The organism is Roseateles sp. GW821-FHT09G03, from assembly GCF_059416045.1.
The window spans coordinates 307354-317988 of record NZ_JBWKOK010000002.1; the positions used below are offsets into that span (position 1 = coordinate 307354).

Annotated in this window: 9 protein-coding genes; 5 read left to right on the plus strand and 4 right to left on the minus strand. The window is 67.7% G+C overall.

Annotated elements, in window-relative coordinates; genetic code table 11:
• Positions 1 to 88: 88 nt before the first annotated feature.
• Genes gatC through gatB form a run of 3 tightly spaced genes read left to right on the plus strand, consistent with a single transcriptional unit; the run spans position 89 to position 3335 of the window.
• Positions 89 to 388, plus strand: coding sequence for an Asp-tRNA(Asn)/Glu-tRNA(Gln) amidotransferase subunit GatC (gatC, locus tag AC07OZ_RS08600; protein WP_431049169.1), 300 nt, complete (start codon positions 89 to 91; stop codon positions 386 to 388).
• On the plus strand, positions 385 to 1875 hold the full coding sequence (gatA, locus tag AC07OZ_RS08605; RefSeq protein WP_495466738.1) for an Asp-tRNA(Asn)/Glu-tRNA(Gln) amidotransferase subunit GatA: 1491 nt from the start codon (positions 385 to 387) through the stop codon (positions 1873 to 1875). Before gatC ends, gatA begins: the two co-directional genes overlap by 4 nt.
• 5 nt (positions 1876 to 1880) lie before the next feature.
• Positions 1881 to 3335: an Asp-tRNA(Asn)/Glu-tRNA(Gln) amidotransferase subunit GatB gene (gene gatB / locus AC07OZ_RS08610; protein ID WP_495136831.1), complete on the plus strand. Its 1455-nt coding sequence runs from the start codon at positions 1881 to 1883 to the stop codon at positions 3333 to 3335.
• 49 nt (positions 3336 to 3384) lie between these two features.
• Here gatB and AC07OZ_RS08615 read toward each other — a convergent pair whose 3' ends face one another.
• Both AC07OZ_RS08615 and pyrE read right to left on the minus strand, forming a co-directional pair.
• Positions 3385 to 4149, minus strand: coding sequence for a hypothetical protein (locus AC07OZ_RS08615; RefSeq protein ID WP_495466739.1), 765 nt, complete (start codon positions 4147 to 4149; stop codon positions 3385 to 3387).
• The gene (pyrE, locus tag AC07OZ_RS08620; RefSeq protein ID WP_495466740.1) at positions 4149 to 4850 is read right to left on the minus strand and encodes an orotate phosphoribosyltransferase; all 702 of its coding nucleotides are present in this window, start codon (positions 4848 to 4850) and stop codon (positions 4149 to 4151) included. The genes AC07OZ_RS08615 and pyrE overlap by 1 nt, the downstream gene beginning before the upstream one ends.
• Before the next feature lie 174 nt (positions 4851 to 5024).
• Between pyrE and AC07OZ_RS08625 the strand changes: the two genes are divergently transcribed.
• A complete protein-coding gene (locus AC07OZ_RS08625; protein WP_495466741.1) occupies positions 5025 to 5999 on the plus strand; it encodes a hypothetical protein in 975 nt (324 codons plus the stop codon).
• A gap of 80 nt (positions 6000 to 6079) precedes the next feature.
• On the opposite strand, the gene AC07OZ_RS08630 is transcribed toward AC07OZ_RS08625, so the two are convergent.
• Positions 6080 to 8341, minus strand: a complete 2262-nt coding sequence (locus tag AC07OZ_RS08630; RefSeq protein WP_495466742.1) for a TonB-dependent receptor — start codon at positions 8339 to 8341, stop codon at positions 6080 to 6082.
• Between the two features lie 352 nt (positions 8342 to 8693).
• Between AC07OZ_RS08630 and AC07OZ_RS08635 the strand changes: the two genes are divergently transcribed.
• On the plus strand, positions 8694 to 9479 hold the full coding sequence (locus AC07OZ_RS08635) for an exodeoxyribonuclease III (RefSeq protein ID WP_495466743.1): 786 nt from the start codon (positions 8694 to 8696) through the stop codon (positions 9477 to 9479).
• Between the two features lie 149 nt (positions 9480 to 9628).
• Here AC07OZ_RS08635 and AC07OZ_RS08640 read toward each other — a convergent pair whose 3' ends face one another.
• On the minus strand, positions 9629 to 10621 hold the full coding sequence (locus AC07OZ_RS08640; RefSeq protein ID WP_495466744.1) for a Bug family tripartite tricarboxylate transporter substrate binding protein: 993 nt from the start codon (positions 10619 to 10621) through the stop codon (positions 9629 to 9631).
• Positions 10622 to 10635 lie beyond the last annotated feature (14 nt).

Genomic DNA, 10635 nt, shown 5'->3' on the forward strand with positions numbered 1-10635 from the left:
CCTCGGCTCATGGAGATAAGCGGGGATAATAACTGATCACCCCCTGGTTTGGCCCGTCTGCAAGCCATCCGTAAGCGTTTCAATACCCATGGCACTCACCCACGACGACGTCAGCCGGATCGCCAAACTGGCCCGGCTTGAACTTTCCGGCGACGAGCAGGCCGCGCTGCTGCCGCAGCTCAACGGCTTCTTCTCGATCGTCGAGCAGATGAGCGCGGTCGACACCAGCGGCGTCGACCCCCTCTACACGCCGCTGTCAGCGGTCCAGGAGGTCGCCCTGCGGCTGCGCGAGGACCGCGTCACCGAATCCGACCAGCGCGAGCTCAACCAGCGCAGCGCCCCCGCCGTCGAGGACGGCCTGTTCCTGGTCCCGAAAGTCATCGAATGACCCCGCCCCTCCACCACCTCGGCGTGGCCGAGCTCGGCCGCGCCTTGCGCGCCAAGACGGTCTCCAGCACCGAACTGACGCAACATCTGCTTGCGCGTGTTGCCGCGGCGAAGGATCTCGGCGCCTTCCTGCACATCGACGAGGCCTACGCGCTCGCCCGGGCGAAGGACGCGGACACGCGCCTCGCGACCGGCGAAGCCGGCGCGCTGATCGGCGTGCCGCTCGCGCACAAGGACATCTTCGTCACCCGCGACATGCCGACCACGGCCGGCTCGAAGATGCTCGAGGGTTACCTCAGCCCCTTCGACGCCACCGTCATCGAGCGCCTGAACGCCGCCGGCACGGTCTCGCTGGGCAAGCTGAACTGCGACGAGTTCGCGATGGGCTCGGCCAACGAGAACAGCGCCTACTTCAAGGCGCTGAACCCCTGGGACCGCACGCGCGTGCCAGGCGGCTCCTCGGGCGGCTCGGCCGTGGCCGTGGCCGCGGGCCTCGTCCCCGCGACGACCGGCACCGACACCGGCGGTTCGATCCGCCAGCCGGCCAGCTTCTCCGGCATCACCGGCATCAAGCCGACCTACGGCGTGTGCTCGCGCTACGGGATGATCGCGTTCGCGTCCAGCCTGGACCAGGCCGGCGTGTTCGCCCGCTCGGCCGAGGACTGCGCGCTGCTGCTGTCGACGATGAGCGGCTTCGACGAACGCGACGCCACCAGCGTCCAGCAGCCGCCGCAGGACTTCAGCGCGCAGATGCTGACCGCCCGTGACGGCGCGACCGCCGCACAGCCGCTGAAGGGGCTGCGCATCGGCCTGCCGAAGGAGTTCTTCCCGGCCGCGCTGTCCGCCGACGTGGACGGTGCCGTGCGCGCCGGTCTGGCGGAACTGGAGAAGCTCGGCGCGACGCTGGTGGACGTGTCGCTGCCGCGCACAGAACTCGCGATCCCGGTCTACTACATCATCGCCCCGGCCGAGGCGAGCTCGAACCTGTCGCGCTTCGACGGCGTGAAGTTCGGGCACCGCGCCAAGGACTACGGCAACCTGATCGACATGTACGAGAAGACCCGCGCCGAAGGCTTCGGCGCCGAGGTCAAGCGCCGGATCATGATCGGCAGCTACGTGCTGTCGCACGGCTACTACGACGCCTACTACCTGCAGGCGCAGAAGCTGCGCCGCATGATCGCGGACGACTTCCAGCAGGCCTTCCGGCACTGCGACCTGATCGCCGGCCCGGTGGCGCCGACGGTCGCGTGGAAGCAGGGCGAGGGCGCGGACGATCCGGTGAAGGCCTACCTCGCCGACATCTTCACGCTGCCCGGCTCGCTGGCCGGCCTGCCCGGCATGAGCGTGCCGGTGGGCCTGGGCGACGGCGGCATGCCGGTGGGCCTGCAGCTGCTGGGCAACTACTTCAAGGAAGGCACGCTGCTGCACGCCGCGCATGCGCTGCAGCAGGCCACCGACTGGCACCGCCAGCGTCCGGCAGGGGTGTGAACGTCATGAGCAAGAACAGTCAACTGGTGCGGGGCTACGAGGTCGTCATCGGCCTGGAGAACCACGTCCAACTCTCGACCGAATCGAAGATCTTCAGCGGCTCGTCGACCGCCTTCGGCGCGGCGCCCAACACGCAGGCCAGCGCGGTCGACCTGGCGCTGCCCGGCACGCTGCCGGTGCTGAACCGCGGCGCCGTCGAGCGCGCCATCCGCTTCGGCCTGTCGGTCGGCGCGAAGGTCGCGCCGCTGTCGATCTTCGCGCGCAAGAACTACTTCTATCCGGACCTGCCCAAGGGCTACCAGATCAGCCAGTACGAGATCCCGGTCGTGCAGGGCGGTCACATCGAGTTCTTCGTCGGCGACGAGAAGAAGGTCGTGAAGCTCACCCGCGCGCATCTGGAAGAGGACGCCGGCAAGAGCCTGCACGAGGACTACCACGGCCAGTCGGGCATCGACCTGAACCGCGCCGGCACGCCGCTGCTGGAGATCGTCTCGGAGCCCGAGATGCGCTCCGGCGCGGAGGCCGTCGAGTACGCGAAGACGCTGCATGCGCTGGTGATGTGGCTGGGCATCTGCGACGGCAACATGCAGGAGGGCTCTTTCCGCTGCGACGTCAACGTCTCGGTGCGCAAGCCCGGCGCGCCCTTCGGCACGCGCCGCGAGATCAAGAACCTCAACAGCTTCCGCTACCTGGTGGACGCGGTGAACTACGAGGTCAACTGGCAGATCGACCAGATCGAGGACGGCCTGGAAATCCAGCAGGCGACGGTGCTCTACAACCCGGACACCGGCGAGACCCGCTCGATGCGCACGAAGGAAGACGCGGCCGACTACCGCTACTTCCCCGATCCGGACCTGCCGCCGCTGATGATCTCGGCCGAGTGGGTCGATCGCGTGCGCGGCGAGATGCCCGAGCTGCCGACCGTGATGGCCGCGCGCTTCCAGGAGGCCGACGGCCTGCCCGCCTACGACGCGACGATGATGACGCAAAGCCTGGCGACGGCGCGCTTCTACGAAGCCGCGCGCGACCTGTGCGGTGCGCCCAAGCTGGTCGCGAACTGGGTGATGGGCGAGGTCTCGCGCCGGCTCAACAGCGAGGAACGCAGCATCGACAGCGCGCCGGTGACGCCGGCGCAACTGGGCGCGCTGATCAAGCGCATCCACGACGGCACGATCAACAACAACTCCGCCAAGCAGGTGTTCGAGGCGCTGTGGACCGGCGAGGGCGCCGATGTCGACGCGATCATCGACGCGAAGGACCTGAAGCAGTCCAACGACACCGGCGAGATCGAGCGCATCCTCGACGAGGTGCTCGCGGCCAACGCCAAGTCGGTCGAGGAATTCCGTGCCGGGAAGGAGAAGGCGTTCAACGCGCTGGTCGGCCAGGCGATGAAGGCGGCCAAGGGCAAGGCCAATCCGGCCACCGTCAACGAGTTGCTGAAGAAGAAACTCGGCGCCTGAGCGCCACCACGCCAGGGCGATCCGACTGGCGCGCCGCCAGGCGCGCTCGTCAGCGCCCGCTGGCCGGGGAGGCCTGCACCGGCGGCTTCGCCGGCGTGGGCTGCGACGCGGCCGGCGTCGACGGCTTTTCCAGCGAACCCGGCGCCGCACCGGCCCACAGCCGTTTCAAGCGCCCCAGCTCCTCGTCATAGAGCTTGTTGACGCGCACGATCTCGGCCTTCTGGTTGTCGATCGACTCGCGCTGCGCGGCGGCCGAAGCATCGTTCATGTCGAGCTGATGCTGCAGCTTCATCGGCATCCGCTTGCCCTTGTAGAACTCGGCGTCGTCGAGCATGGGCTTGCGCTCGGCCGCGAGCACCTGCAGGCGCTTCTCGGACTGCTGCATCGCTTCACGGATGTCGTCGAGCGCCGCCTCGCGCGCGCGCTGATGCGAGGCTTGATCGGCGTAACGCTGCAGCAGGTTGCGGTCACGCCGGATCGCGTCCTGCTGGGCGGCGCGCTGGACTTCCTCCATGCGCTTGCGCTGATCGGCCGCCGCCTGCTCCTCGGGCGACATCGCCGGAGGCTGCATCCTGCGGACCGAGCCATCGGAATTCAGCACGCGCTGCTCGCGCGACTGGCATTCCGGAATCGGTCGATCGGAGGTCAGCCGACGGCCGTCGGGCGTCGTGCAGGTGTAGATGTTGGTCGGCGGCGCCGCCTTCGTCTGAGCCCAGGCGACGCCCGCCAGCGTACCGGTCGACAGCAGCAGACCGGCCAGCGTCGACCTGGCGATCGATCGGGACAGCGGACGGCGTGAGAGGGAAGCGCGCATCAGACTCCGTAGCGATCTCTGTAGGCATGGACCGCCGTCGCATGGGCGGACACGGCGGTGCTGCTGGTGGTCTGCAGATACTGGAGCAGGTCCGACAGCCCCGCGATGGCGACGACCGGCAGCTTCAACTGGTCGCGCACGTACTGTACCGCCGACCAGGGCAGATCCTGGCCGTTCTCGGCCGCCTTCTCCTGGCGATCCAGCGCGATGGCCACGCCGCAGGGCGTGGCACCGGCGGCCTGGATCATCGCGATCGATTCGCGCACCGACGTGCCGGCGGAGATGACGTCGTCGATGATCAGCACGCGACCCTGGACCTTGGCGCCGACCAGCGTGCCGCCCTCGCCGTGGTCCTTCGCTTCCTTGCGGTTGTAGGCGAACGGCTTGTTGTGGCCCAGCCGCGCCAGTTCGATCGCGACGGCCGCGGCCAGCGTGATGCCCTTGTAGGCGGGGCCGAAGATCATGTCGAACTCGACGCCCGAGGCCAGCAGCCGCTGCGCGTAGAACTGCGCCAGCCTGCCGATCTTCAGGCCGTCGTCGAACAGGCCGGCGTTGAAGAAGTACGGGCTGAGACGACCCGCCTTGGTCTTGAACTCACCGAAGCGCAGCACGCCGGTGTCGACGGCGAAGGCGACGAATTCCTGGGCCAGGGCGTCCTGAGCATGCTGGCTGGAATCCTGGCGATTGGCGGCGGTGGTCATGGCGGCGCGACGTCGAGTCGTGACAGTGAAATTGGGCCGGAATTGTAGGGCGCGGGGTGACGCGGCAAGCGGCGGTCCCTCGCCGGAGTGTCGCCGCAATCCGGTATGGTCCGCCCTCGGCAACACCCCTCGAAACACCTTCGCAACATCCGTCAACACGAGAGAGGAATCGACATGCTGGTGCCCACCTTCTGGGCGGAGGGCCGTGTCCGGCACCGGGCCGGCGACAGGCAGCGGACGATCCGCCGCTTCGGCTGGTCGGACATGAGCCAGGACGATGCGCAGCGCCACGCCGACGAACGCGCCGCCGAGGCCATGGCCCGTGCGCAGGCCGGCGAGAAGGTCGAACCGCGAGACCGCAAGACGCCGTATGGGGAAGAAGGCCTGCCGATCCGCGAGGAGATCCTCGCCCGGCACGGTGACAGCGTCATCACGCGCAACGCCTACGGCGCGCATTGCCTGAACACGCCATCGACGTTGTTCATCGACGTCGATGTGCCGGCGTCGACGCTGCCGCCCAAGGTGTCGGGTGGCATCTTCCTGGGGGTGGTTGTCGGCTTGCAACTGGCCGTCTGGGGACGTGGCGCGGGATGGCATGTCGGCGCCCTGGTGGTGTCGCTGATCCTTGCGGCGTTCGTCCGATCCTCGATCGACCGGTTGAACCGGCGCTACGACCGCACACCGGCGCTGATGACCCGCCAGCGCGTCGACGCCTTCATCGCCGCGCATGCCGATTGGCGGATCCGGCTGTATGAGACGCCTGCGGGATTCCGTCTGCTGGTCACGCACCAGCCGTTCGATCCGGCGGATCCGCTGGCCCAGGCAGCGATGACCGCGGCGGGCGCGGACCGGCTGTACCAGCGCATGTCCCTCGCGCAGCGCTGCTTCCGTGCGCGCCTGACCGGCAAGCCCTGGCGCATGGGCATCGCCCGTCACATGACGCCCCGGCCGGGCACCTGGCCCATCAATCCGGCGCGGCTCGCGGACCGCCAGGCGTGGACCGCCGCGTACGACCAACGCTCGCGGGACTTCGCCGCCTGCCGCTTCATCGCTGAATCGGGCACGGCGGCGGAACATCCCGAGGTCGCGCCGGTGCGTGCGCTGCACGACGAACTGAGTCGCGCGTTGAGCGCCTTGCCGATCGCCTGAACTGGGCCTGAGCTGAACGGCGCCCAGAAAAAAGGCCCGCTCGAAAGCGGGCCTCGTCGGTCACCAGGGTCCGTCCGCGATCAGAAGATCGCCTTGAACTGGACGCCGTAGGTACGCGGGTCGTTGATGAAGCCGGTGTTGTTGTTGAAGTCGATCGCACCGGTCACACGGATCTGGTCCGTGATGTTGCGGACGAAGCCGGCGACTTCATACTTGCCGTTGCTCCAGATGTAGCCCACGCGCAGGCCGCCTTCGGTCAGCGACTTGCCGGTGAACTCCTTGGCCTCGTACAGGAAGAAGTTGACCTTCGAGCGGTAGGCCCAGTCGGTGTAGATGTAGAACTCGTTGCCGGCCGCGGTCGGGATCGAGTAGCGCGCGGTCAGGTTGGCCACCCACTTCGGCGCGTTCGGCAGCGGATTGCCGTCGATGCTGTAGTTGGTCGTCGAGCCGGCCACCAGCGGATCCGTCATCGTGCAACCGCCGCCGCAAGCCGGCAGCGACAGCGTGTTGTCGCGGATCTTGGTGTTGTTCAGGCTGCCGCCCAGGGTGATCAGCAGTTGATCGACCGGCAGGACTTCCAGGTTCAGCTCCACGCCATTGCCTTCAGCCTTCTTGGCATTCAGCAGGCGGTTCGCGTTGTTCTGGCCGCCGACGGCGGTCAACTGCAGGTCCTTCACGGTGTAGGTGAAGGCGCTGGCCGACAGGCGCGCGCGACGATCCCAGAAGTCCGACTTCACGCCCACCTCGTAGGAGGTCACGTTCTCCGGCGTCGCCTGCGACTGGCCAGCAAAGCGCGACGCGCCCTGGACCGACGAGGCGCGGAAGCCGGTGGCCACGCGCGCATACAGGTTGGTGTCCTTCGTGACCTTGTAGGTGCCGGACACGTCCCAGTTCCACTTGGAGTCGCCGGTGTTGGCGGTGACACCGGTGGAGGTGTTCAGGTCGGTGTAGTCGCTGGTGACCTTCACGTCCTTCTTGTCGTGCGTGAAGCGCAGGCCGCCACGCAGCTGGAAGTCCTGCGTGACTGCGTAGTTCACCGAGCCGAAGGCCGCCCACGCGGTGTTCTTCTGGTACGTGTCGACGTAGCCGGCGGCCACGCCGGTCGCGGTCGTGTAGTCGGTGCTGCGCGCGGTATAGCGCTCGTCGAAGAAGTACAGACCGCCTTGCCAACGCAGCGGGCCGGCCGCGGCGGACTCGACGCGGAACTCCTGCGTGATCTGGCGATGGCCGCTCATCGAACTCGACGATTCAGCCGGGAAGGTCGCCTGTCCTTCCTGCGTGTACGGCTTGGGGCCGAAGTACACGAAGCCGCCGTCCACGTCACCGCGGCTGAAGGGGCGCACCGACTCGTAGCCGGTGATCGAGTACAGGTTGATCGCGCCCAGGCCCCAGCGCAGGCGCGCGCTGCCGCCGGTGGCGTGCAGGGTCTGCTCGTTCACGCCGTCGGTGTAGGCCTTCTCGGGATCGAAGCCGTCGACCAGGTCGTTGGTGCCGGTCTTGATGATCGACGAGCGGAACACGCGCGCGCTGCCCTTCAGGTCGCGGCCGTGGAAGTTGAACAGCGCGCTGAAATCCTTGTGCGGCTGATACAGCGCCTGCAGGCGCAGGGCACGGTCGTCGTAGCCCTCGAGCTCGCCGGTCTTGCCGGTGGGCACCTGGTTCTTGACCCAGTCGTCGCGATGCTGGATCTGCGCGGAGATACGGGCCGCCCAGTCGCCGGTCAGCGGCACGTTGGCGGCGCCTTCCAGGTTCATGGTGCCGTAGTTGCCGTACGAGACGTTCAGGTAGCCTTCCTGGCGCTGCGACGGTTTCACCGAATCGAACTTCACGACGCCGGCCGGCGTGTTGCGGCCATAGAGCGTGCCCTGCGGGCCCGCCACCACTTCGACGGCGGCCAGGTCGAAGGCCGGGAAGCCCTTCAGGATCGGGTTCTCCTGGACCACGTCGTCATACACCAGCGAGACCGGCTGCGACGCGTTCAGGCGGAAGTCGGTGTTGCCGTAGCCGCGGATGTAGAAGCGGGGGAAAGCGCGGCCGAACGACGATTCGATGTTCAGGCTGGGCACGCGGCCCGACAGGAAACGCACGTCCTGGCCGGCGGAGTTCAAGACGTCCAGCTTCTCGCCGGAGATCTTGGTGACCGCGTTCGGCACTTCCTTGATGTTCTCGACCCGGCGCTCAGCGGTGATGGTCACCGTCTCCAGCTGGCCCTTCTCCTTGGCCGCGGTGTCAGTCTGCGCGTCCTGCGCCAGCGCGGGCCAGGCGAGCAGGGCCAGCGACACGGCTGCGGCGGCCTCGCGCAGGGCCGGAACGGCTGCGCGCTGGGTGGCGAATCGATTCATGGATGGACTCCGGGGGAAGGATGGAAAACCGGGGGAGGCCGACCGGGACACCGATAGGTAAACCGGGTTCACAGACGGCAAAAATGTGGGCGCCGGTTGGCGCGGTGGACGCGAATCTAGCAAGTTCGTCATAAAGCCGTCACCCCACGCACCATGAAGGTGCGTTTTGTGTTGCCCAAACACTGCACCCGCTCGCGTGTCGCCCGAATGGGCGTGGACGGCGCACGGGGCGGGCGCTACTTGGTGCAGCACCATCCCCCTGACCGGTCAGGCGCCTCCCCCGCTGCTGCCAACTTCGGAACGAGGCTTTGCGATACTGCCGCCCTCTTCCAGGGTCACCCGTCCACCGCCCATGCGCTTCATCACCCTCAACCTCAACGGCATCCGCTCGGCCGCCACCAAGGGCGTCTTCGACTGGCTGCCGCAGCAGCAGGCCGACGTGGTCGGCGTCCAGGAACTCAAGGCGCAGGCCGATGTCGTCGAGTCGCAGTTCGCGGGCTACGACACGCTCACCGGCCACTTCCACTACGCGCAGAAGAAGGGCTACTCCGGCGTCGGTCTCTACACGAAGGAGACCCCCAGCGACGTGATCGTCGGCTTCGGCAGCAGCGAGTTCGACAACGAAGGCCGCTGGATCGAGAAGCGCTTCGACAAGCCGGGACGCAAGCTCAGCCTCATCAGCTGCTACTTCCCCAGCGGGTCCAGCGGCGAGGAGCGCCAGGCCGCGAAGTTCCGCTTCCTGGCGGAGATGTACCCCTACCTGATGGCCCTGCGCGCGGAGCGCGAGTTCATCCTCGTGGCCGACGTCAACATCGCCCACAAGGAGATCGACCTGAAGAACTGGAAGGGCAACCGGAAGAACAGCGGCTTCCTGCCCGAGGAGCGCGACTGGATGACCCGGTTGCTCGAGAAGGACATCGGCCTCGTCGATGTCTTCCGCGTGCTCAACGACAAGCCCGATCAATACACCTGGTGGAGCAACCGCGGCCAGGCCTGGGCGAAGAACGTGGGCTGGCGTCTGGACTACCACCTGGCCACGCCCGGCATGGCCCATCTGGCCACGCGCGAGGCGATCTACCTGGACCAGCGCTTCAGCGACCACGCGCCGCTCACCATCGACTACGACTTCAAGTTCTGAATCCGGAGCGCGTTCTCTGACTGCGCCCAGCCGGCGCTGCCGGTGCCCCTCGCCGCTCAATCGCCTCCTCACGCTCGGCATTCGCTCTGAGGGGCACCGGCAGCGCCGGCTTCGGATCGAGAGGCGCGATCGAGATCGAGTCGGCGCGCTCAGTCGACCTTCGCGCCGGAGACCTTGACCACCTTGGCCCACTTGGTCGTCTCGCGGGCAATGAGCGCGGCGAACTCGGCGCTCGTGCCGCCACCAGGGACCGCGCCCTGCGCGGCCATGCGCTCCTTCATCACCGGCGTCGCCAGGGCCTTCGCCACTTCGCGCTGCACGCGTGCGACCTGATCGGCCGGCTGCGAGACCGGCGCCAGCAGCCCGAACCACGACGAGGCCTCGAAGGCCTTCAGCTCCGGCACGCCGCTCTCGGCGATGGTCGGCAGGTCAGGCAGCGCCTCGCTGCGCTTCGCGCTCGTCACGGCGATCACCTTCAGCCTGCCGGACTTGATGTGCGGCAGCGCCGAGGGCAGGTTGTCGAACATCAGGTCCATGTTCCCGCCCATCAGGTCCAGCAGCGCCGGTCCCGAGCCGCGGTACGGGAAATGGATCATGTAGGTGCCGGTCAGGCTCTTGAAGAGCTCCCCCGCCAGATGGATGGACGTGCCGTTGCCGCTGGAGCACATGTTCAGCTTGCCGGGATTGGCCTTGGCGACGCGCGCCAGGTCCGCCACGCTGTTGATGCCGTACTTCTGCGCGTTCGCCGGATTCATCACCAGCACGTTGGGCACGGACGCCACCAAGGTGATCGGCGCAAAGTCCTTGACCGGGTCGAAAGGCATCTTCGGATACAGCGACTGGTTGATCGCATGCGTGCCCACCGTGCCCATCACCAGCGAGTGGCCGTCGGTCGCATGCGCCACGTCGGCCGAGCCGGTGTTGCCGCCCGCGCCGGGCTTGTTCTCGACGATGACCGGCTGGCCGAAGGCTTTCTGCAACTCGGGCGCCATCGCGCGCGCCATCAGGTCCGTGGTGCCGGCCGGCGGGAAGGGCACGACGATGCGCAGCGGGCGCGAGGGCCAGGCCGCCTGCGCGCGGACGAGCTCCGGCAGCCAGACAGTGGACGACAGCGCGAGCAGCGCGCGGCGGTTCAGGCTCATGGGGACGTCTCCGA